20 protein-coding genes are annotated in these 21,819 nt (G+C 69.4%); 3 read left to right on the forward strand and 17 right to left on the reverse strand.

Annotated elements, in window-relative coordinates; all coding sequences use genetic code 11:
• Positions 1 to 88 precede the first annotated feature (88 nt).
• The 6 genes from ilvC to ASF40_RS07805 form a co-directional block, all read right to left on the reverse strand.
• Complete coding sequence (gene ilvC, locus ASF40_RS07780; RefSeq protein ID WP_268776122.1) at positions 89 to 1,183, reverse strand: ketol-acid reductoisomerase; 1,095 nt, start codon at positions 1,181 to 1,183, stop codon at positions 89 to 91.
• Positions 1,167 to 1,676, reverse strand: a complete 510-nt coding sequence (ilvN, locus tag ASF40_RS07785; protein WP_045297961.1) for an acetolactate synthase small subunit — start codon at positions 1,674 to 1,676, stop codon at positions 1,167 to 1,169. Before ilvN ends, ilvC begins: the two co-directional genes overlap by 17 nt.
• A 3-nt stretch (positions 1,677 to 1,679) precedes the next feature.
• Entirely contained in the window at positions 1,680 to 3,485 is a 1,806-nt protein-coding gene (locus tag ASF40_RS07790; protein WP_056367670.1) for an acetolactate synthase large subunit, read from the reverse strand.
• A 47-nt stretch (positions 3,486 to 3,532) separates the two neighbouring features.
• Complete coding sequence (gene ilvD, locus ASF40_RS07795) at positions 3,533 to 5,251, reverse strand: dihydroxy-acid dehydratase (protein ID WP_056367672.1); 1,719 nt, start codon at positions 5,249 to 5,251, stop codon at positions 3,533 to 3,535.
• Between the two features lie 62 nt (positions 5,252 to 5,313).
• Positions 5,314 to 6,105: a trehalose-phosphatase gene (otsB, locus tag ASF40_RS07800; RefSeq protein ID WP_056367674.1), complete on the reverse strand. Its 792-nt coding sequence runs from the start codon at positions 6,103 to 6,105 to the stop codon at positions 5,314 to 5,316.
• Positions 6,102 to 7,568, reverse strand: a complete 1,467-nt coding sequence (locus ASF40_RS07805) for an alpha,alpha-trehalose-phosphate synthase (UDP-forming) (protein ID WP_056367675.1) — start codon at positions 7,566 to 7,568, stop codon at positions 6,102 to 6,104. The genes otsB and ASF40_RS07805 overlap by 4 nt, the downstream gene beginning before the upstream one ends.
• Positions 7,569 to 7,704: 136 nt before the next feature.
• On the opposite strand from ASF40_RS07805, the gene ASF40_RS07810 reads away from it, so the two are divergent.
• Positions 7,705 to 7,959, forward strand: coding sequence for a hypothetical protein (locus tag ASF40_RS07810; protein ID WP_056367677.1), 255 nt, complete (start codon positions 7,705 to 7,707; stop codon positions 7,957 to 7,959).
• 68 nt (positions 7,960 to 8,027) lie between these two features.
• Here ASF40_RS07810 and ASF40_RS07815 read toward each other — a convergent pair whose 3' ends face one another.
• From ASF40_RS07815 to ASF40_RS07825, 3 genes are read right to left on the reverse strand one after another with little or no spacing between them, the layout of a single operon-like run.
• Positions 8,028 to 9,212: an acetyl-CoA C-acetyltransferase gene (locus ASF40_RS07815; protein ID WP_056367679.1), complete on the reverse strand. Its 1,185-nt coding sequence runs from the start codon at positions 9,210 to 9,212 to the stop codon at positions 8,028 to 8,030.
• Positions 9,209 to 9,862 carry a CoA transferase subunit B gene (locus tag ASF40_RS07820; RefSeq protein ID WP_200919450.1) on the reverse strand — a complete coding sequence of 218 codons (654 nt, stop codon included), beginning with the start codon at positions 9,860 to 9,862 and terminating at the stop codon, positions 9,209 to 9,211. The genes ASF40_RS07815 and ASF40_RS07820 overlap by 4 nt, the downstream gene beginning before the upstream one ends.
• Position 9,863: 1 nt before the next feature.
• The gene (locus ASF40_RS07825; RefSeq protein WP_056367680.1) at positions 9,864 to 10,664 is read right to left on the reverse strand and encodes a CoA transferase subunit A; all 801 of its coding nucleotides are present in this window, start codon (positions 10,662 to 10,664) and stop codon (positions 9,864 to 9,866) included.
• Between the two features lie 108 nt (positions 10,665 to 10,772).
• On the opposite strand from ASF40_RS07825, the gene ASF40_RS07830 reads away from it, so the two are divergent.
• Entirely contained in the window at positions 10,773 to 11,561 is a 789-nt protein-coding gene (locus ASF40_RS07830; protein WP_056367681.1) for an IclR family transcriptional regulator, read from the forward strand.
• Between the two features lie 191 nt (positions 11,562 to 11,752).
• The gene (locus ASF40_RS07835; protein ID WP_056367683.1) at positions 11,753 to 14,161 is read left to right on the forward strand and encodes a PxKF domain-containing protein; all 2,409 of its coding nucleotides are present in this window, start codon (positions 11,753 to 11,755) and stop codon (positions 14,159 to 14,161) included.
• A 65-nt stretch (positions 14,162 to 14,226) separates the two neighbouring features.
• Here the strand turns inward: ASF40_RS07835 and ASF40_RS07840 are convergent, their stop codons facing one another.
• From ASF40_RS07840 to ASF40_RS07875, 8 genes are read right to left on the reverse strand one after another with little or no spacing between them, the layout of a single operon-like run.
• A complete protein-coding gene (locus ASF40_RS07840; RefSeq protein WP_056367685.1) occupies positions 14,227 to 15,141 on the reverse strand; it encodes an alpha/beta hydrolase in 915 nt (304 codons plus the stop codon).
• Complete coding sequence (locus ASF40_RS07845) at positions 15,126 to 15,878, reverse strand: 3-hydroxybutyrate dehydrogenase (protein WP_056367688.1); 753 nt, start codon at positions 15,876 to 15,878, stop codon at positions 15,126 to 15,128. The genes ASF40_RS07840 and ASF40_RS07845 overlap by 16 nt, the downstream gene beginning before the upstream one ends.
• Positions 15,878 to 16,564, reverse strand: coding sequence for a TetR/AcrR family transcriptional regulator (locus tag ASF40_RS07850; RefSeq protein WP_056367690.1), 687 nt, complete (start codon positions 16,562 to 16,564; stop codon positions 15,878 to 15,880). The genes ASF40_RS07845 and ASF40_RS07850 overlap by 1 nt, the downstream gene beginning before the upstream one ends.
• Positions 16,561 to 18,246 (reverse strand): class I adenylate-forming enzyme family protein, encoded by a 1,686-nt coding sequence (locus ASF40_RS07855; RefSeq protein WP_056367692.1) that lies wholly within the window; start codon positions 18,244 to 18,246, stop codon positions 16,561 to 16,563. The genes ASF40_RS07850 and ASF40_RS07855 overlap by 4 nt, the downstream gene beginning before the upstream one ends.
• On the reverse strand, positions 18,243 to 19,391 hold the full coding sequence (locus ASF40_RS07860) for a branched-chain amino acid ABC transporter permease (protein ID WP_082496920.1): 1,149 nt from the start codon (positions 19,389 to 19,391) through the stop codon (positions 18,243 to 18,245). Before ASF40_RS07860 ends, ASF40_RS07855 begins: the two co-directional genes overlap by 4 nt.
• Complete coding sequence (locus ASF40_RS07865; protein ID WP_056367694.1) at positions 19,388 to 20,263, reverse strand: branched-chain amino acid ABC transporter permease; 876 nt, start codon at positions 20,261 to 20,263, stop codon at positions 19,388 to 19,390. Before ASF40_RS07865 ends, ASF40_RS07860 begins: the two co-directional genes overlap by 4 nt.
• Positions 20,260 to 21,003 (reverse strand): ABC transporter ATP-binding protein, encoded by a 744-nt coding sequence (locus tag ASF40_RS07870; RefSeq protein WP_056367696.1) that lies wholly within the window; start codon positions 21,001 to 21,003, stop codon positions 20,260 to 20,262. Before ASF40_RS07870 ends, ASF40_RS07865 begins: the two co-directional genes overlap by 4 nt.
• The gene (locus ASF40_RS07875) at positions 21,000 to 21,815 is read right to left on the reverse strand and encodes an ABC transporter ATP-binding protein (protein WP_056367698.1); all 816 of its coding nucleotides are present in this window, start codon (positions 21,813 to 21,815) and stop codon (positions 21,000 to 21,002) included. Before ASF40_RS07875 ends, ASF40_RS07870 begins: the two co-directional genes overlap by 4 nt.
• Between the last annotated feature and the right edge of the window lie 4 nt (positions 21,816 to 21,819).

Genomic DNA, 21,819 nt, shown 5'->3' on the forward strand with positions numbered 1-21,819 from the left:
TGTCTCCGCACGTCGGCACCTCAACCCACTTCGGAAACGCCGAAGGCCCGACCCCGCGAGCGGGAACCGGGCCTTCGGTGAATCGGGGTCAGCGCGCGGCCGAGCCCTCGACGTAGTCCGCGTCCTGCTGCTTCCACGCGAAGAGCGAGCGCAGGTCCTTGCCGACCGACTCGATCGGGTGGGCGGCGGCCTTCTCACGCAGCTCGAGGAACTCGACGCCGCCGTTGTCCTGGTCGTCGATGAAGCGCTTGGCGAACGCGCCCGACTGGATGTCGGCGAGCACAGCCTGCATGTTCTCCTTGACGTGCGGGTCGATGACGCGCGGGCCCGAGACGTAGTCGCCGTACTCGGCGGTGTCGGAGACCGACCAGCGCTGCTTGGCGATGCCGCCCTCCCACATGAGGTCCACGATGAGCTTGAGCTCGTGCAGCACCTCGAAGTAGGCGATCTGCGGCTGGTAGCCCGCCTCGGTCAGGGTCTCGAAGCCGTACTGGACGAGCTGCGACACACCGCCGCAGAGGACGGCCTGCTCGCCGAACAGGTCGGTCTCCGTCTCTTCCGTGAAGGTCGTCTTGATCACGCCGGCACGGGTGCCGCCGATGGCCTTCGCGTACGACAGCGCGGTCGCCCAGGCGCCACCCGTCGCGTCGCGCTCGACGGCGATGATGTCGGGGATGCCGCGGCCCGCGACGTACTCGCGGCGCACCGTGTGGCCCGGCGCCTTGGGCGCGACGAGGATGACGTCGACACCCTCGGGCGCCTCGATGTAGCCGAAGCGGATGTTGAAGCCGTGCGCGAACGCGAGCGTCTTGCCCGGGGTCAGCTTGTCCTTGATGCTGTCGTTGTAGATCCCGCGCTGGTGCTGGTCCGGCGCGAGGATCATGATGACGTCGGCCCACTCGGCCGCGTCGGCGACCGACTTGACCTCGAAGCCCTCGTCCTGCGCCTTCTCGATCGACTTCGAGCCGTCCTTGAGCGCGATGACGACCTCGACACCCGAGTCGCGAAGGTTCTGGGCGTGCGCGTGGCCCTGCGAGCCGTAGCCCACGATCGCCACCTTCTTGCCCTGGATGATGCTCAGGTCGGCATCGGCGTCGTAGAAGATCTCAGCCATCTTCGTGTTTCTCCTTGATTGATCGGTTCTGGAAGTAGTGGATGCCGGGGACTCAGCCGCGCAGCACACGCTCGGTGATGCTCTTGCCGCCGCGGCCGATCGCGACGAGGCCGGACTGCGCCAGCTCCTTGATGCCGAAGGGCTCGAGCGCGCGCAGGAATGCGTCGACCTTGCCCTTGTCGCCGGTGACCTCGACCACGAGCGCGTCGGGCGCGTAGTCCACGATCTGGCCGCGGAAGAGGTTCACGACCTCGAGCACATTCGAACGGGTCTGGTTGTCGGCGCGCACCTTCACGAGCATGTGCTCGCGCTGGACGGATGCCGCGGGGTCGAGCTCGACGATCTTGATGACGTTGATGAGCTTGTTGAGCTGCTTGGTGACCTGCTCGAGGGGAAGCTCGTCGACGTCCACGACCACCGTGATGCGCGAGAGCCCGGGCACCTCGGTGACGCCCACCGCGAGCGACTCGATGTTGAAGCCGCGCCGGGCGAACAGGCCGGCGACGCGCGTCAGCAGACCGGGCTTGTCCTCCACGAGGAGGCTCAGCACGTGACTCGTCATGTCTCAGTCCTCCTGCTCGTCGAAGGCGGGCGAGTGGTCCCGCGCGTACTGGACGAAGCTGTTGCTCACGCCCTGCGGCACCATCGGCCACACCATCGCGTCGGCGCTCACGACGAAGTCGATGACCACCGGGCGGTCGTTCGTCTCGAGCGCCGTCTGGATCGCAGCATCCACGTCCTCTTCCTTCTCGACGCGGATCGCGAGGCAGCCGTACGCCTCCGCCAGCTTCACGAAGTCGGGGATGCGCACCGTGCCGTGGCCGGTGTTGAGGTCGGTGTTCGAGTGGCGGCCGTCGTAGAACAGCGTCTGCCACTGGCGCACCATGCCCAGCGACGAGTTGTTGATGATCGCGACCTTGATCGGGATGTTGTTGATCGCGCAGGTGGCGAGTTCCTGATTGGTCATCTGGAAGCAGCCGTCGCCGTCGATCGCCCACACGACGCGATCGGGCTCGGCGACCTTCGCGCCCATCGCCGCGGGAACCGAGTAGCCCATCGTGCCGGCGCCGCCCGAGTTGAGCCACGCGTTCGGACGCTCGTACTTGATGAACTGCGCGGCCCACATCTGGTGCTGGCCCACGCCGGCGGCGTAGACGCCCTCGGGGCCGGTGAGCTCGCCGATGCGCTGGATCACGTACTGCGGTGACATGTGGCCGTCGGTGGGCTGGGTGTAGCCGAGGGGGAACTCGTCGCGCAGCCCATCGAGGAACGACCACCACTCGGCGATGTCGGGCGCGGTGCCGCCGCTGACCGCGCGGAACGCCACGTCGAGGTCGACGAGCACGTCCTTGAGGTCGCCCACGATCGGCACGTCGGCGGTGCGGATCTTCGAGATCTCCGCGGGGTCGATGTCGACGTGCACGACCTTCGCGTTCGGCGCGAACAGGGCCGCCTTGCCGGTGACACGGTCGTCGAAGCGGGCCCCGAGGGCGACGATGAGGTCGGCCTCCTGCAGCGCGAGCACCGCCGGCACCGTGCCGTGCATGCCGGGCATGCCGAGGTGCTGCGGGTGTGAGTCCGGGAACGCACCGCGAGCCATCAGCGTGGTCACGAGGGGCGCACCCGTCGTCTCGGCGAGCGAACGAAGCTCCTCGGAGGCCCGGGCGCGGATCACGCCGCCGCCGACGTACAGCACGGGCTTCTTGGCGTCGGCGATCAGCTGAGCCGCAGCCTGGATCTGCTTGCCGTGCGCCTTCGTGACCGGCCGGTAGCCCGGGAGGTCGATGTTCGGCGGCCAGACGAACGGCGCCTCGGCCTGCTGGGCGTCCTTCGTGATGTCGACGAGCACGGGGCCGGGGCGACCGGTCGCGGCGATCTCGAAGGCGGCCGCGATGGCACCCGGGATGTCTTCCGCGCGCTTCACCAGGAACGAGTGCTTGGTGATCGGCATCGTGATGCCGACGATGTCGGCTTCCTGGAAGGCATCCGTTCCCATGAGGGTGGAGAAGACCTGGCCGGTGATGCAGACGATCGGCACCGAGTCCATGTAGGCGTCGGCGATCGCGGTGACGAGGTTCGTCGCGCCGGGACCGGACGTCGCGATCGCGACGCCGACACGACCCGATGCGGCGGCATAGCCTTCGGCCGCGTGACCGGCGCCCTGCTCGTGCCGGACGAGGATGTGGCGCACCGACTCGTCGTCCATGAGGGGGTCGTACACGGGCATGATGGCGCCACCCGGAAGACCGAAGACGTCGGTCACCCCGAGCAGGTCGAGAGAACGGACGACCGCTTCCGCGCCCGTGAGCACGGGCGTCGAGGCGGTGCGGGCTGGCGGCCGGGGAACGGCCGCGGCGGTGTCGGCTGACATGGTGATTTCCTCTGAAATGGGTCGGAGGCGGATGTCGGAAGCCAGGCTCAACCGGTGGTCGCGCCCTCCGCAGCGGAGCGCACGAGTCGGGAGTACTTGGCAAGGACGCCACGGGTATAGCGCGGGGGAAGCGGCTCCCAGCCAGACCGGCGGGAGTCAAGCTCAGCCTCGTCGACGAGTAGGTCGAGAGTGCGAGCCGCGATATCGACCCGTATCAGATCACCATCGCGCACGAAGGCGATGGGACCTGCGTCCACCGCTTCGGGTGCTATGTGGCCGATGCACAGGCCGGTTGTGCCGCCTGAGAATCTGCCGTCCGTCAAGAGTAGTACATCTTTTCCGAGCCCAGCGCCCTTGATGGCAGCGGTGATCGCGAGCATCTCGCGCATGCCCGGGCCGCCCTTGGGGCCTTCGTAGCGGATCACGACGACGTCGCCGGCGGCGATCTCGCCCGCCTCGAGCGCGTCCATCGCGGCACGCTCGCGCTCGAACACGCGGGCAGGGCCCTCGAACACGTCGGCGTCGAAGCCGGCCGACTTCACGACCGCACCCTCGGGGGCGATCGAGCCGTGCAGGATCGTGATGCCGCCCTTGGCGTGGATCGGGTCGTCGAACGAGTGGATGACGGTGCCGTCGACAGGGTCGGGATTCAGGTCGGCGAGGTTCTCGGCCAGCGTCTTGCCGGTGACGGTGAGCGCGTCGCCGTGGAGCAGACCCTCGTCGAGCATCGCCTTCATGATCACCGGGATGCCGCCGTGCCGGTCGACGTCGTTCATGACGTACTTGCCGAACGGCTTCATGTCGGCCACGTGCGGCACCTTGTCGCCGATGCGGTTGAAGTCGTGCAGGCTCAGGTCGACATCGGCCTCGCGGGCGATCGCGAGCAGGTGCAGCACGACGTTGGTCGAGCCGCCCAGCGCCATCGCGAGCGCGATCGCGTTCTCGAACGCCTCCTTGGTGAGGATGTCGCGCGTCGTGATGCCCTGACGCAGCAGGTTGACCACGGCCTCGCCCGAGCGGTGCGCGAAGTAGTCGCGGCGGCGGTCGGCCGACGGCGGCGCGGCCGAGCCGGGAAGGCTGAGTCCGAGCGCCTCGGCGACGGAGGCCATCGTGTTGGCGGTGTACATGCCGCCGCAGGCGCCCTCGCCCGGGGCGATCGCGCACTCGATGCGCTTGAGGTCGGCCTCGCTCATCTTGCCCGCGAGGCACGCGCCCACGGCCTCGAACGAGTCGATGATGGTGACGTCCTTCTCGGTGCCGTCGGAGAGCTTGACCCAGCCGGGCGCGATCGAGCCCGCGTACAGGAAGACGCTCGAGAGGTCCAGGCGCGCCGATGCCATGAGCATGCCGGGGATCGACTTGTCGCAGCCGGCGAGCAGCACCGATCCGTCCAGGCGCTCGGCCATGATGACGGTCTCGACGGAGTCGGCGATCACCTCGCGGGAGACGAGCGAGAAGTGCATGCCCTCGTGGCCCATCGAGATGCCGTCCGAGACGGAGATGGTGCCGAACTGCAGCGGGTACCCGCCGCCGGCGTGCACGCCCTCTTTGGCGCCCTGCGCGAGCCGGTCGAGGCTCAGGTTGCAGGGGGTGATCTCGTTCCAGCTCGAGGCGATGCCGATCTGCGGCTTCTCCCAGTCCGCGTCGCCCATGCCGACGGCACGGAGCATGCCGCGGGACGTCGTGGCTTCGATGCCGTCGGTGACGACGCGACTGCGGGGCTTGATGTCGATGGAGTTGTCAGCGAGCGAATCGGGCTGGGCCATTGACTCAGTGTATTCCCGTGACACGACCCGCTCGCCCCGAGTGACGGAGCCCGGGGCGATCCCTAAGAGCGACGCTGCGAGCGCTCAGCTGCCAGGCGCTTCAGCAGGGCGGCGAGACCCGCGATGTCGGTCGCGCGCACCGCTGCGGCGGTCTCACCCTCCCCCACGCGCACGCCGAGGTCGCCGTCTCCGAGGCTCGCCAGCGCGTCCTCGTCGGTGACGTCGTCGCCTGCGAACAGCACCGCCGTAGCGCCCACGCGCTCGCGCAGCTCGGCGATGGCGGAGTCCTTGCCCTCATGCCGGAAGGCGAACTCGACGATGTTGTGTCCCGTGCGCCGGCGCCAGTGCGGGGCCTCGGCCGCGACGATCTCATCGACCACGCGGTTCGCCTCGGCCGCGGCCTCGACGGTCGCCCGGCGCGTGTGCACACCGAACCCGAAGGTCTTCGGCTCGATCCAGACACCATCCAGGTGCGCTGTGGCCTCCTCGGCATGCCCGCGGAGCGCGTCGCGCAGGGCGACGTCGGCCTCTTCTTCGCCGTGGCTCACAATGCCCTCGCCCGGGAGCCAGAACTCGGCGCCGTGCGATCCCGCCAGCAGCACCTGAGACGAGTCGTCGTGCTCGGCGATCACGCGAAGGTCGACGAGGCTGCGCCCCGAGACGAAAGCGACGATCGTGTCCGGCGCCGCGACCAGCGCGTCGACGGCTTCGCGCGCGGCGGGCAGCATCCGTGCGTCCATCGGCTCGTCCTCGAGCGGCGACAGCGTGCCGTCGAAGTCGAGGGCTGCGAGAAGGCGATCGGATGCCGCGAGCTTGTCGATCGCCGCGGCCGCGGCGCGCGAGTCGACGGTCATGCGCGGGACCCCGCAGCCTTGTTGAGCGCGGGGAACCTGTTGCGCTCGCGCGCCCCGTCGAGCGCGTCGAGGAACGACTGCGACCATCGTGCGACGTCGTTCTCGAGCACCTTCCTCCGCAGCGCCCGCATGCGACGACCCTGCTCGGCAGGGGGCATCTCGATGGCCCGCATGATGGCGTCCTTCATCCCATCGATGTCGTGGGGATTGATCCGCACCGCGCTCGGCAGCTCGTCCGCGGCGCCGGCGAACTCGCTCAGCACGAGCACGCCCCGGTTGTCGATGCGTGCAGCGACGTACTCCTTCGCGACGAGGTTCATTCCGTCGCGGAGGGCGGTGACCAGCATGACGTCGGCAGCCATGAACAGGGCCACCATCTCCTCCCGCGGATACGCCTGGTGGAGGTACCGGATCGCCGTGTGCCCCATCGTGTCGTGGTCGCCGTTGATGCGACCCACGGTGAGCTCGATCTCGTCGCGCAACTGCATGTAGGCCGCGACCCGCTCGCGGCTCGGGCTCGCGACCTGCACAAGCGTCACATCCTCGACCGTGATGCGGCCGTCCTCCAGCAGCTCGCCGAATGCCTTCATGCGGTGACGAATGCCTTTGGTGTAGTCCAACCGGTCGACGCCGAGCAGGATCTTCTTCGGATTCCCCAGGCTCTCGCGGATCTCCTTCGCGCGCGCCTTCACGTCATCGCGCTGAGCGAGCTCCACGTACGAGGAGGCATCGATCGAGATCGGGAACGCCTTCGCCAGCGCGCGGCGGGTGGTGCCGTCGGGGTTGGGCACGGTGATCCCGGACGCCTTCGTCTCGTAGCGGAACTGCCGGCGCACCGCGCGGGCGAAGTTTCCGGCGTCGGCAACACGCTGGAATCCGATGACGTCTGCCCCCAGCAGCCCTTCGAGCACTTGCCGTCGCCACGGCAGCTGCGAATAGAGACCGTATGCCGGGAAGGGAATGTGGTGGAAGTAGCCGATCGTCAGGTCGGGACGCGCCTCGCGAAGCATCTGTGGGACGAGCTGAAGCTGATAATCCTGCACCCACACGGTCGCGCCCTGCGCCGCGACCTGGGCGGCCGATTCCGCGAACCGCCGGTTCACCTTGACGTACGAGTCCCACCACACCCGGCGGTACCGGGGCTCGGCGATGACGTCGTGGTAGAGCGGCCAGAAGGTGTCGTTCGACATGCCCTCGTAGTAGAGCTCGACGTCTTCGGCGCTGAGCTTCACGGGCACCAGGTAGGTGCCCTCGAACTCGAAAGGATCGAGCTCGATGTCGGGCTGCCCCGGCCAGCCGACCCACGCACCGTCGGTGCGGCGCATCATCGGCTCGAGCGCCGTCACGAGGCCGCCGGGCGAGCGCCGCCAGCCCGGCTCGCCATCCCCGTCCACGACACGGTCCACCGGCAGCCGGTTGGCGACGACGACGAGTTCGGCGGTGTGGGCGGCGGGCTCTGTCACGCGGTCTCCTGACGGTTTCGTGGACTCGGCACGCCCAGGCTACCGCGCGCCGGGTCGCGTCCGAGTCCCCTTGACTCATCGGGCGGCGCCATGTCAAGGCGCGCGGCATCCGCATGCCCCGCGCTAACGTGGCCCCATGCGCAAGTACCTTTTCGGCACCGGCCTGCTCACCGCGATCACCGGCGGGCTGACGTTGATGAGGGGACTCCGCGAGAACGAGCCGTTCACGTGGCGCATGGCGCTCGGGTGGCTCAGCTGGGGCATCTCCCTGGCCCTCGCGATCGGAGCGATCGTCGACGTGCGCCGCGCATCGCGTGGCGAGCTCATCGCGAACGACTCCCCCGTCCACGGCCGCGAGAAGAAGCTCCTCAAGCGCCGCATCCAGCCCTGACCCGCACAGGCAAGCGCCACGAGACCCGTCCGGGTCCCGTGGCGCTTCCGTCTTGGGGTCGAAAGTGCTCAGCGCGTGAGGATCAGCGCGTCGCCCTGACCGCCGCCGCCGCACAGCGCCACCGCCGCCGTGCCGCCGCCGCGCCGCACGAGTTCGTGGACGGCGTGGACGACGAGGCGGTTGCCGGATGCCCCGATCGGGTGTCCGATCGCGATACCGCCGCCGTGCGGGTTGACGACGTCGTCCGAGAGGCCGAGCTCGGCCTGCGAACGCACCACCACGGCGCCGAACGCCTCGTTGATCTCGACGATGTCGAGGTCGCTCGCGGCGAGGCCCTGCTTGGCCAGAGCCTTCTCGATCGCGCGCGCGGGCTGCGAGTGGAGTGAGTTGTCGGGGCCGGCCACCTGGCCCGACGCCCCGACGACTGCGAGCACGTTCCAGCCGTTCTCGTCGGCGTGCGAGCGCGTTGTCAGCACGACCGCGGACGCGCCGTCCGAGATCTGCGACGAGTTGCCCGCGGTGATCGATCCGCTGGACGCGAACGCCGGGCGCAGGCCCGCGAGCGTCTCGACCGTGGTCTCGGGGCGCACCCCTTCGTCCTTCGTCACGACGACCGGCTCGCCCTTGCGCTGCGGGATCTCGACCGGCACGATCTCGGCGTCGAAGAGCCCCTCGGCCTGCGCGGCGGCCGCACGCTGATGCGACCGTGCGGCCACAGCATCCTGGGCCTCTCTCGTCACCTCGAGCCGTTCGTTGTGTCGCTCGGTCGATGCGCCCATGCTCTCGCGGTCGTAGGCATCGGTGAGCCCGTCGAACGCCATGTGGTCGAGCACCTCGATCGAGCCGTAGGCCCAGCCGTCACGCGAGCCCATGAGCAGGTGCGGGGCGCGGGTCATCGACTCCATGCCGGCGGCGACCACGACCGTCGCGTCGCCCACCGCGAGCATGCGTGCGCCGTCGATGATGGCCGTGAGGCCGGAGAGGCACACCTTGTTGACCGAGCCGGAATGGACGTCCCACCCGATGCCCGCGCCCACCGCCGCCTGACGCGCGGGGTTCTGGCCGCTTCCGGCCGCGAGCACCTGACCGACGAGGACCGCGTCCACGGCGTCCGCGGGGATGCCGCCCTTCTCGAGTGCGCCCTTGATCGCGGCGCTGCCCAGCTGCACCGCCGTGAGCGGAGCCAGCTGGCCCTTCAGCCGCCCCTGCGGAGTGCGCGCAGCGGCGACGATGACGACGTCGTCGTGGTTCATGCTTCGATTCTCTCTCCGACGGCGACCGTCAGCTCCGGTTCGGTGGCCGCGATGACCTCTGCCACAGTGACGCCGGGGGCCGTCTCGACCAGCACGAGTCCGGCATCCGTCACGTCGATGACGGCCAGGTCCGTGATGATGCGGTCGACCACCCCGCGTCCGGTGAGGGGCAGCGAGCACTCGTTCACGATCTTCGCCGAGCCGTCCTTGGCGACGTGCTCCATCAGCACGATCACCTTCGCAGCGCCGTGCACCAGGTCCATCGCGCCGCCTGGCCCCTTCACCATCTTTCCGGGGATCATCCAGTTGGCCAGGTCGCCTGTCGCCGACACCTGCATCGCGCCGAGGATCGCGGCGTCGATCTTGCCACCGCGGATCATTCCGAAGCTCGTCGCCGAGTCGAAGAAGGCGGCTCCGGGCAGCGTCGTCACCGTCTCCTTGCCGGCATTGATGAGATCGGGGTCGACGTTCTCCTCGGTCGGGTACGGCCCGACACCGAGGATGCCGTTCTCGGACTGCAGCACGACGGTCACGCCCTCGGGCACGAAGTTCGGCACCAGGGTCGGCAGGCCGATGCCCAGATTGACGTAGGCGCCGTCGGCGAGCTCCTCGGCCGCGCGGGCGGCCATCTCGTTGCGGGTGAGCGGCATGTCAGGCTCCTTCCGGCATCTCGCGCGCGGCGGCCTGTGCGACCGAGACCGTGCGCCGTTCGATGCGCTTCTCGATGTCGGATCCGACCTCCACGATGCGGTGCACATAGATGCCGGGGAGATGGATGCTGTCGGCCTCGAGCTCGCCCGGTTCCACGAGCTCCTCGACCTGGGCGATGCACACGCGCCCGGCCATCGCGGCGAGCGGGTTGAAGTTGCGTGCGGACTTGTTGAAGACGAGATTGCCGTGGCGGTCGCCCTTCAGCGCGTGCACGAGAGCGAAGTCGGTGACGATCGCTTCTTCGAGCACGTAGTCGCGCGGCGTGCCCGAAACGCCGAAGCTGCGCACGTCCTTGACGGGCGACGCGACCGCGATGCTGCCGTCCTCGGCGTAGCGGCGGGGCAGCCCGCCCTCGGCGACCTGCGTGCCGACACCGGTCTGGGTGTAGAACGCGGCGATGCCCGATCCGCCGGCGCGGAGCTTCTCGGCGAGCGTGCCCTGCGGCGTCAGCTCGAGCTCGAGCTCGCCCGAGAGGAACTGCCGCTCGAACTCCTTGTTCTCGCCGACGTACGAGGAGGTCATCTTCCGGATGCGCTTGGCGTTCAGGAGGATGCCGAGCCCCCAGTCGTCGACGCCGCAGTTGTTGCTCACGATGCTGAGGTCGCTCGTGCCCTGTGCGAGCAGCGCCTCGATGAGGGCGATGGGGTTGCCGGACAGCCCGAACCCTCCCACCGCGAGAGACGCCCCGTCGGGGATGTCGGCGACGGCCTCGGCCGCCGACCTCCAGGTCTTGTCGATCATTGTGCTCCTTCGCATTCCGGTCGCCCGGCTTCCATCGTCCGGCTTGACGGCGCGCACCGCCACCTCCCCGCTTGCCATGTGGCCACCCCGCGTCGTAGCGTCCATATTGTGGACACCACAGCCAAGCGCACCGTTCCCGGCGCCCAGTCGATCGCCCGCGCCGCCCAGCTCCTGCGACTGGTCACCACGGGTGGAGAAGAGGGGATGCCGGTGGCCGAGCTCGCCCGCCGCGCCGAACTCACCCGCCCGACGACGCATCGACTCCTCACCGCACTGCGCCACGAGGGCCTGGTCGATCAGGACGAGCGCACCGGCCGCTGGATGCCCGGACCCGAGCTGTACCTGATGGGCACGGTCGCAGCATCCCGCTACGACATCACCGCTGTCGCGCGCGACATCGTGCGCTCACTGGCCGTCCGCACCGAAGAGAGCGCGTTCCTGTCAGTCCGCCGGGGCGACGAGACCGTGTGCCTGCTGCGCGAGGAGGGCAGCTTCCCGATCCGCTCATTCGTGCTGTCGGAGGGCGTGCGGTTCCCGCTCGGCGTCGCCTCCGCAGGGCTCGCGATCCTGTCGTTCCTGCCACCTCACGATGTGGACGCTTACTTCGAGCGCCACCCCGAACTCTCCCGCGAATGGGGCGCCGCCCATAACGAGCAGCGGCTGCGCACGCGCCTGCGTGACACCCAGGAGCGCGGCTACGCCGTCAACCCCGGGCTCATCGTCGAGGGCTCCTACGGCATCGGAGCGGCGGTCTTCACTCGTGAGGGCCACCCGCAGTGGGCGCTGAGCCTCACCGGCGTGGAGTTCCGCTTCGGCCCCGACCGCCTCCCCGAGCTCGGTCGCACACTGCTCGCCCACGCGCACCAGCTCACGACCCGCATCGCCGCGTCGCGCTGATCGCGTTCGGCGGCCGGCCGCAGCGTCACCTCAGGCCTCGGCTAAGTTGCCCGCAGTTGCTCATCAGATTCGTCACACGTCGGTTATGTTGTTCGCACCCGTGCGGCAAAGAGGCCTCGTCGGGGAGCAGTACCCCTGGGGAGGGACCAATGAAACAACGGACGTCTGTGCTGTCCGCAATCGCTCTGGCGGTGTCAGCACTCCTGGTTTCGATAGCGGGCGCGGCTTATGCCGACAATCTCGTCGTCGACGGCGATGCGCTCGTGACCGGCACGCAGGCCGAGATCGACTTCGGCACCGTGGCGTGCGGCGCGACGGCGACCGAGCAGGTCGCGATCTACGTGCAGCGGGTCGGCCAGGGTCAGGTCTTCCAGGGCGGTGCCCTCGTCGACGTCACGGCGACAACGTCTGCACCGCTGTCCGTGAGTGGGCCTATCGACGGCGCGGAAGACATCAAACTGCCGTCGAACTGGACGACCACCTACCCGAACAACACTCTGTCGACGGACGGCGTGGCCGCGACCGTGCGTCTCACCGCCGGGACCACCGCCGGCAGCTTCAGCCGTTCGATCGAGTTCTCGGGGGCAGGCGCCGCACTGCAGGAGAAGCCGCAGGATCCGGCGAGCATGACCCGTTCGGTCACCGTCACCGCCCGCTGGACGGTGAGCGACTGTCAGACACCGACCACGACGACCGTCGCCTGCCCGACCTCGGTCCCGTATTCCGGCTCGGCCGTCACCCCGTGTGAGGCCACCGTCACGGGCGCGAACAATTTCTCCGAGTCCGTTCCCGTCACCTACACCGCCAACACGAATGTCGGCACCGTGACCGCCTCGGCCCAGTTCGCCGGCACCGCCGCTCACAAGCCGAGCAGCGGCAGCACTGATTTCACGATCACGAAGGCATCGTCGACGACAACGCTGGCCTGTCCGGCATCCGTCGCCTTCACCGGCTCCGCGCTCACGCCGTGCACCGCGGCCGTCAGCGGCCCAGGCCTCAGCACGTCGGTGACTCCGCGCTACACAGACAACACGAATTCGGGCACCGCGACCGCCTCCGCGGCTTTCGCGGGCGATGCCAACCACACCGGCTCCGCCGACACGAAGACCTTCGAGATCGACCCGGCACAGGCGACGTGCGACATCAGCGGTTTCACCGGCGACTACGACGGGAACCCGCACGGCGCCAAGGGCTCGTGCACCGGACTCGGCGGCGCCGACGTCAGCCACGGACTCGTCCGCGGGGCCTCGTTCACCGACGTGCCCGGCGGTATCGCTGACTGGTCGTTCGCGCTGCCGAACTACGCCTCGCAGTCGGGCTCGGTCGGGGTCGCAATCGACCAGGCAGCCTCGTCGATCGCCCTCGTCTGCTCCGACACCGTCTACAACGCCAAGCCGCAGGAGACCTGCACCGCGACGGTCACCGGGGCGGGCGTGCTGTCGGAGGATGTGGACGTCGAGTACACCGCAAACACCGGTGCCGGGACCGCGACGGCGAAAGCAGCGTATGGCGGTGACACCAACCACAAGGCGAGTGCGGCGTCGACGACGTTCAGGATCGCGAAGGCGCCGACCTCAACCGAGGTCACCTGCACCGGACCGAACACCTACACAGCTGGCGCGCTGACGCCATGCACCGCGCGAATCACCGCCGCCTACGGTCTCAACGAGACGGCGACGCCGTCGTACGTGAACAACACGAACGCGGGAACCGCCTCGGCGTCATACACGTATGCGGGCGACGCCAACCACGAGCCGAGCAGCGACTCGATGACGTTCACCGTCGACAAGGCGTCGTCGTCGATCACGCTGAGCTGCCCGGTCTCCGTCGTCTTCACCGGCGACGCGCACGAGCCGTGCACGGCGGTCGTCTCGGCCGTCGGGCTCGTCGACTTCACCATCGACGTGGTCCACACCGACAACACGGATGCGGGGAACGCCACCGCGACCGCCGCGTGGGCGGGCGACCCCAACCACGTCGGCAGCTCGGCCAACGGCGGATTCGAGATCAGAAAGGCACCGTCGGAGGTCGTGGTGAGCTGCCCGACGACACCGATTCCGTTCACCGGGTCGCCGATCGAACCGTGCTCGGCCTCGGTGACGGGCGCCGGTGGCCTCGACCAGCCCGTGAGCCCCGTCACTTACAGTGACAACACCCTGGCAGGCACGGCGACGGCATCCGCGACGTACGCCGGCGATGCCAACCACCTCGCCGGTGGAGGCTCAGCGAGTTTCACGATCGAGGCGTGGAAGCTCAACGGCTTCTACAAGCCTGTCGACATGGGCACCGCCGTCCTCAACATCGTGAAAGGCGGCTCGACGGTGCCACTGAAGTTCATGGTGCTGGCCGGCACGACCGAGGTCACCGAGCTCGCGAAGCTGGGCGCGGACTTCGTGGTCAAGGGTGCGAGCTGCGACCCGGCCGATCCCACGAGTGACGACTTGCTCACGACGACCGGCAACACGACGCTCCGGTACGACGCGACGACACATCAGTGGATCCAGAACTGGCAGACGCCGAAGACGGCCGGCAAGTGCTACACCGTCGTCCTCAAGACGGCCGACGGATCGACCCTGAAGGCGCAGTTCAAGACGAAGTAGGCAGCAACATCAGAGCGCCCGGCGGCTTGCGATCCTCGCAAGCCGCCGGACCTCGTCCGAATCGCTCACACTCGCGCCGCGAGCTCCTCGCGCACTGCGGCGGCGACCACATCCGCCCCCGAAGGCGACATCACGATCGTGTAGTGGTTGAAGCCGTCCACCCGCTCGTGCTCGACCGTCGGGTACTCCGAGAGCAATCGCCCGAGGTGGTGCGGGGCGTACAGCCCGGGCGGCTCGTTCTGCAGGCCGCGGGGCACGGTAATGAGGCGGGTCGGATGCTGGAGCCCGGCCAGCGCCGCCGGCAGGGCGTCGCCCGTGTTCATGTCGAGGGTGTCGTCGGCGGTCGTCGCGTAGCTCGTCGCGGGGCGGAACGCGCCCGTCCCGTCGTCGACGAGGTCGTACGCGAGATAGCGTTCGAGCTCGGGCGTCCAGGCGCCGGCGAAGGCCGGATGCTGCCGCCAGAAGTCCAGGTACTCCCCCGTGTCCGCGAACCTCATCGACAGCCGCGCCGCGGTCGGGCCGAGGATGCCGGCGACGAGCTCGTCGGTGCTGAGTCCCGCCGGGACGTCGAGCGGCAGCCCGCCGTCGACGAGCAGCAGCCGCGAGACGCGCTCGGGGTACCGGTGCGCGAACACGACGGACACGAACCCGCCCATCGAGTGCCCGACGACCACGGTGCGGTCGATGCCGAGCGCATCGAGCAGCGCCCTGAGGTCCGCCGCGTGTGCGGCCATCCCCGCGGCGCCGTCGATGCCGTTGCTGCGCCCGCGCCCGCGCAGATCGGGCGCGACGATGCGCACTCCCGGGAGGCGCTCCACGACGAACGGCCACGCCAGGTGCGAGGCCGTGACCCCGTGCACCAGCAGCACCGTCGGCGCCTCGGGCCCGGCATCCACCGGCTCCCAGACTCCCGCGCGCAGCGCGCCGCCGTCGACGGGCACATCGATCGTCCGATACTCGTGGTTCACCGCGCCGTCCATCCGCCGTCCATCGTGTACGAGGCGCCCGTGACCATGCCGGCCTTGTCCGACACGAGCCATCCGGCCAGCGACGCGACCTCGTCGGCTTCGACGAGCCGCTTCACCGCGCTCTCGGTGAGCATGATCTTCTCGACGACTTCGCTCTCCGCGATCCCGTGCACGGCGGCCTGGTCCGCGATCTGCTTCTCCACGAGGGGTGTGCGCACGTAGGCGGGGTTGATGCAGTTGCTGGTCACGCCGTGCGGGGCGCCCTCGAGCGCCGTCACCTTCGACAGGCCCTCGAGCCCGTGCTTCGCGGAGACGTAGGCCGACTTGAACGCGCTCGCCCGTAAACCGTGCGCGCTCGAGATGTTGATCACTCGGCCCCATCCGCGCTCATACATCGCCGGGAGCGCCGCGCGGATGAGCAGGAACGGCGACTCCAGCATGAGCCGGACGATGAGCCGGAAGGCGTCCGGATCGAACTCCGTGATCGGGGCGACCCGCTGGATGCCGGCGTTGTTCACAAGGATGTCGACGTCGAGGGTCAGATCGTCGAGCGCGGCGGTGTCGGCGAGGTCGACGGCCCAGGACTCACCGCTGACGGCTGCGGCGGCATCCGTCGCGGCATCCGCGTTCAGGTCCGCGATGATGACGTGCGCGCCGCGCGCCGCGAACTCGTGCGCGCAGGCGAGGCCGATGCCGCTCGCCCCGCCGGTGACGAGTGCGCGCTTGCCCGCGAGATCCTTCTCCGCCATCAGGCTTCCTTTCCTGCGTCGTCCGCTCGCGGCGCGAGGGCGTTGTCGATGAAACGGGTCATGCCGGCGAAAACCACGGGGTCGAGCTGCGCGGGCGGCTTGCCCTCGGCGTCGCGCTCCCACAGCAGGAACCGCATGCCGATGAGCTCACCCATGCCCATGAGGGCCCACGCCGTCGTCTCGGGGTCGAGGGCGCGGTCGACGTCGCCCATCGCCTGTGCGGCGCGCAGGCCGGCCTCATAACCCTCGACGATGCGCGTGTAGTGCGTGCGCAGCACCTCGGGCGAGACGAACTCCGCCTCGCGGACGACCCGGTACAGCGCGGGGTGCTCCGCGGTGAACCGGAAGAACCCGGCGAACCCCGCGCGCTCCGCCTCCAGACGGCCGGATGCCCCGACCATCGCCTCCGACATGGAGTGGCGCACGCGGCGGTTGAGGTCGAGCACGAGCGCCTCGAAGATCGACTGCTTGCTGTCGAAGTACAGGTAGAACGTGCCGAGGCCGATGCCCGCGCGCTCGGTGATCTTGACGATGGATGCCTCGTGGTACCCCTGTTCGGCGAACACGAGCTCCGCCGCCTCGAGCAGGCGACGTCGGGTCGCCTCGCCCCGCTTGGTGAGGGGGCGTCCGGTGGCGGAGGAGACCAGCTCCTCTTCCCGGTCGACGAGTTCGTCGGACATGCTCATCGGGATTCCCCCTTCGTACGCTCGTGCACCACTCCGTGCGCGCGCTCCCCAGCACGATCTTCCTGCTCCCGCCGCCGTTCGACCAGCAACCTGGCCTCTTCGCGGAGACGGGATCGTGCGAGCTTCTCGATGGTCGACCGCGGCAGCGTGTCGACGAACTCCACGTGGACCGGGATCTTGAAGGCGGCGAGGTTGCGTCGCGCGTGGGCCAGCACCTCGTCGACCGACAGCGCGGCCCCCGCCACGGGCACGACGAACGCGACTCCCCGCTCGCCCCACACCGCATCGGGCACGCCGACGACGGCCGCCTCCTCGATGAGCGGGTGCAGACACAGCGCGTACTCGACCTCCGCGGGAGCAACGTTCTCGCCGCCCGAGATGAAGATGTCCTTCAGGCGATCGACGATCCGGTACACGCCGGACGCGTCGCGCGACGCCAGATCGCCGGTGCGCAGCCACTCGCCACTCATCGCACGGGCCGTCGCATCGTCGTCGTCGAGATAGCCGGCGAAGACGCTGGGGCCGCGCACCGACAGTTCGCCGGTGGCCTCGCCCTCCAGCACGAGCCCCGAGGCGGGGTCGACGATCCGCACCGACACGTGCGGGTACGGCCGGCCGACGGCGCCCGGCGCCTCGATCGACTCGGCAGCCGGCAGGTGCAGCACGTTGGGTGCCGCTTCGGTGAGCCCGTACCCCTGCGTGAGCGGGATCCCCCGCGCTGTCCACTCCTCCTGCAGCTCCACCGGCATCGTCGCGCCCCCGACGAGAGCGAGGCGCAGCGACGAGGCTGGGCCCACGCGGCCGGAGGCTCCGCCCGACGCGCCAGCGGCGGGKGGAGGGGCCGTGGGGACCTTCGTCCGCCACTCGCGGTCGCCCGCGAGCAGCGCGTACTGCGTCGGCACGCCCATCATCGCGGTGACCTTGCGGTCGGCGATGAGCTGCAGCACGCGCGCCGGCTGGAACGACCGCTCGAGCACGACCGTCGCGCCGACCCACCACGCGAGCAGCGGCTGGCAGTTCCACGCCGCGACGTGGAACTGCGGCAGCATCGCGAGCACGACATCGTCCTGCGCGAGCGGCAGCGCCTGCGCGAGGGCCAGGTTGTTCCAGAAGCAGTTCGCGTGCGTGAGCACGACGCCCTTCGGCGCGGCTTCGCTCCCCGACGTGAAGATCACCAGCAGCGGGTCGTCGTCGCGCACCGGCCGGCGAGTCCTCGGGTTCGTCGCGCGGGGCACAGATGCTTCGACCCCTGTCGTGCCCAGACCTGCGACCGGCGCTGCCACCGCCGCGATCCGCAGCGCTTCGCCCGCGAGTGCGGCGTGCTCGTCCTCGATCAGCGCCAAGGCCGGTGAGGAGCGTGTGAGCACGTCGGCCAGCTCGCGCGGCGTGAGCCGCCACGACAGCGGCACGAAGGCGATGCCCGCGATCGCGCACGCGAAGAACGCGACGACGTGGTCGGTGGAGTTGCCGGACACGGTCGCGATGCGGTTACCCGGCCCGTAGCCCGCCCGGCGCAGCCGGTCGGCAAGTTCCGAGGAACGGGCGGCGAGGGTGGCGTAGTCCGTCGTCACTCCGCGGTCGTCGATCGCGATGCGCTCGGGCGAGCGGGTCGCGCGGTCCACGATCCACCGGCCGACCGTGTGCGGCCCGTCGTCGATGTCGGGATCGGCGGTCCAGCTCATGCGCGCACCTCAGCCGGCGTCTCCACGGAGTCATCGGCGTCGTCGAGCTGCCGGAGCGACCCGCGGACCTTCTCCCCGCGCCGACGGCGGACCGCGGCGTCGATAGTGCCCGCGATGCCGCCCGGGAGGAACATCACCACGATGATGAACAGCACGCCGAGGAGGAAGAGCGGCTCCGACAGTGGAATCCGCAGCACGTCGGGAAGCCCGGCGATCGCCTCGGAACCCGCGAGCACGGTGAGCCGCTGATCGAGCAGCGTGTAGAGCACACCGCCCACGATGGCACCCCAGCGGAATCCGACGCCACCCAGCACCACCATCACCAGAACCGTGATCGTGAGGTCGGCGGAGACCGACCGCGGAACGGTGCCCGACTGCAGGAGCATGTACGCGACTCCGGCGAGACTCGCGAGACCCGCCGCGATGACGAACACGATGAGCCGGACGCGGTAAGGCGACAGACCCAGCACACGCACGCGCTGCTCGTTCTCGCGCGTCGCGCGGGCGAGATGGCCCAGACGCGAGGTGTCGACCCACAGCACCACGAGGTACACCAGGACGAGCACGACGAGCGTGAACCAGTACAGGTTGCGGGTGTTCACGACCCCGATGAGGAAGTCGGGCACCTGCGCCGTGTTGAGGCTGAGTCCTTCCTCGCCGCCGGTGACCTGCGAGTTGCGGCGCACCAGCACCGAACCCGCCTGCGCGAACGCCAGCGTCACCATCGCGAAGGGGATGCCCGAGACCCGCATCGACACCGCGCCCGTCACCAGCGCGATCACCATGCCGCCGATCAGCGCGATGAAGACGCCGGGCCACAACGGCACGCCGAAGTGCTCGAGCGCGATGCCCAGACCGTACGCGCCGGCGCCGAAGTAGAGGGCGTGGCCGAACGACAGCATCCCACCCGATCCGAGCAGCAGGTTGTACGACAGCGCGAGCGCGGCGAACACCATGCAGAGGGACAGCAGCGCAAGGGTGCCGGGCAGGTACGTCGGCGTGGGCAGGATGCCCGGGAGCGAAAGGTTGAGCAGCGGGAGCATCGCCATGAACGCGACGAGGACGACGCCCACGAGCGCGGGGAGGAAGCGACGGATGCTGCGCTCCTCGGCCGCCCCGCGTCCCTGAGCCTGTCGAAGGTTCATGCCTTCCTCCCCAGGAGTCCGGTCGGACGCACCAGCAGCACGAGTGCCAGCAGGATCACGACGATGAAGTCCCCGGTGCCGCCGAGGTAGAAGTTCGCGAACTGCTGGAGCACCGCGACGAGGACGGACGCCACCGCCGCACCGGTGAGCGAGCCGAGACCGCCGACGACGGTGACGATGAACGCGAAGATGAGGAGTGTCTGCCCGAGGTGCGCCGACACGAAGGTCGAGTAGTGCATCGCCAGCACGCCGCCGATTCCCGCGGCCGCGCCGCCGATGGCGAAGACGAGGGTGAACGAGCGACGGACGTCGATGCCCAGGGCCGTCACCATCGAACGGTTCTCGACGCCGGCGCGGATGATCATGCCGTACCGCGTCTTCTGCAGGAACAGCACGAGGGCCGCGAGCACGAGCACGGCCGCGATCATCAGGACCCAGTACGTGTTGGGGATGCGGGCGCCGAGCACGTCGGTCGTCTGCTTGAGCCACGGGGGTCCGCCGATGTGGATCGGGTCGGTGCCCCAGATCCCCTCGAACAACGCCACCGCAGCGAACGAGAGACCGACCGTGACGAGCACCTGCTCGATGTGCCGCTCGTACAGCGGTCGGATGAGCACGAGCTCGGTGAGCGTCGCGAACACGGCGCCCACGCCCGCGCCGACGAGGACCGACAGCAAGAAGGATCCCCATGAGTCGGTGCCGAGCGCCTGCGCGACCATCCAGCCCATGAATGCGCTCAGTGTGAGGAAAGCGCCGTGCGCGAAGTTGAGCACGTGCATGAGGCCGTAGATGAGGCTCAGGCCACTGGCGACGAGGAAGTAGAGGGCGCCGAGACCGACGCCGGTGATGAGGGTGAGGATCAACGTGCTCATGCGGCGTGCTCCACGTGGACGCCCAGCAGGCGGCGGGTGAGGTCTTCGTCGTCGAGGATGTCGCGCGCCTTGCCGACGTGCGCGACGCGACCGCCGGCGATCACGATGGCGTCATCGGCGAGCCGGCGCACGACCTCGAGGTTCTGCTCGACGAGGAGGATCGGCACGATCTTCGACGCCTCCTGGAGCGCGTCGGCGACCTCGGTCACGATCTTCGGCGCCAGGCCCTTCGTCGGCTCGTCGACGAGGAGCAGCCGGTTGTCGTTGAGCAGCGCCCGTGCGACCGACACCATCTGCTGCTGACCGCCCGAGAGCGTGCCGGCCTGCTGGTCGCGGCGCGCGACGAGGTCGGGGAACAGCTCCGCGACGAACTCGCGCCGCGGGTTGCGCTGACGTTCGGCCAGAGCCAGGTTCTCGGCGACGGTGAGCTTCGAGAACACCTCGCGGTCCTCCGGCACATACCCGACGCCGCGCCGCACGATGCGATGGGTGGGGAGGCCGTCGATGCGGTCGCCCGCGAGCGTCACCTCGCCACGGCGGGAGATCAGGCCCAGGATGCCGCGCAGGGTCGATGTCTTGCCGACGCCATTGCGGCCGAGCACCGCGGTGATGCCGGTGGCCGGCACGTCGAACGACACGTCCTCGACGACCTGCTGGCCCGCGATCGTGCAGCGGAGGTTTCGGACGGTCAGGATGGGCGTGCCGGAGAACGCCCCGGTTCCAGTAGAAGCCCCGCTCATGCCGCCGCCTCCCCCGCCGATCCGGTGCCCAGGTAGGCACTCTGCACGAGAGGGTTCTCCATGATCCGCTGCGGCGTGTCGTACGCGATGATCGTGCCGAAGTACATGACGGCGACCTTCTCGACGAGGCCCATCAGCACGTCGATGTGGTGCTCCACCATCAGCAGCGTGCAGCCCTTCTCGCGCTGCATGTCGCGGATGTTCTCGACGAGCCCGGAGACGTCGCCCGAGGCCACGCCCGCCATGGGCTCATCGAGCAGCACGATGCTCGCCTCCGTCGCCAGCAGCACCGCGATCTCGAGCTTGCGCTTGTCGCCGTGCGAGATGTCGCCCGCGAGCGCGTCGCGCTTGTGGCTGAGTCCCACGACCTCGAGCTTCGTCAGCGCGAGCTCGGTGGCGGCATCCGTCCGCTTCGGGAAGTGCAGGAGAGAGCCGGAGCCGCCCAGCGACACCTGGGCCGCCAGACGCACGTTCTCGAGCACCGACAGCTTGGGGAAGAGGCTCGACGTCTGGAAAGTGCGACCCAGCCCCGCCCGCGCCCGCGCCGGCACCGACGCCGTCGTGATGTCTCGGTCGTCCAGCACGACACGGCCGGCAGTGGGCTTCATGAGCCCCGAGATCACGTTGAAGAGCGTGGTCTTGCCGGCGCCGTTGGGACCGATGACGCCCACGAGGGAGCCGGCGGCGACGTCGAGCTCGACGTCTTTGAGGATCGTCGCGCCGCCGATCTGCAGGCCGAGGCCCTCGATCTTCAGCGGAGAGCCGCGGCGCGCGGTCTCCGCGGCGGGCGCGGACGGGACTGTGGTGCTCATCGTT

It is taken from the genome of Microbacterium sp. Leaf288 (genome assembly GCF_001422925.1).
Taxonomy (GTDB): Bacteria; Actinomycetota; Actinomycetes; order Actinomycetales; family Microbacteriaceae; genus Microbacterium.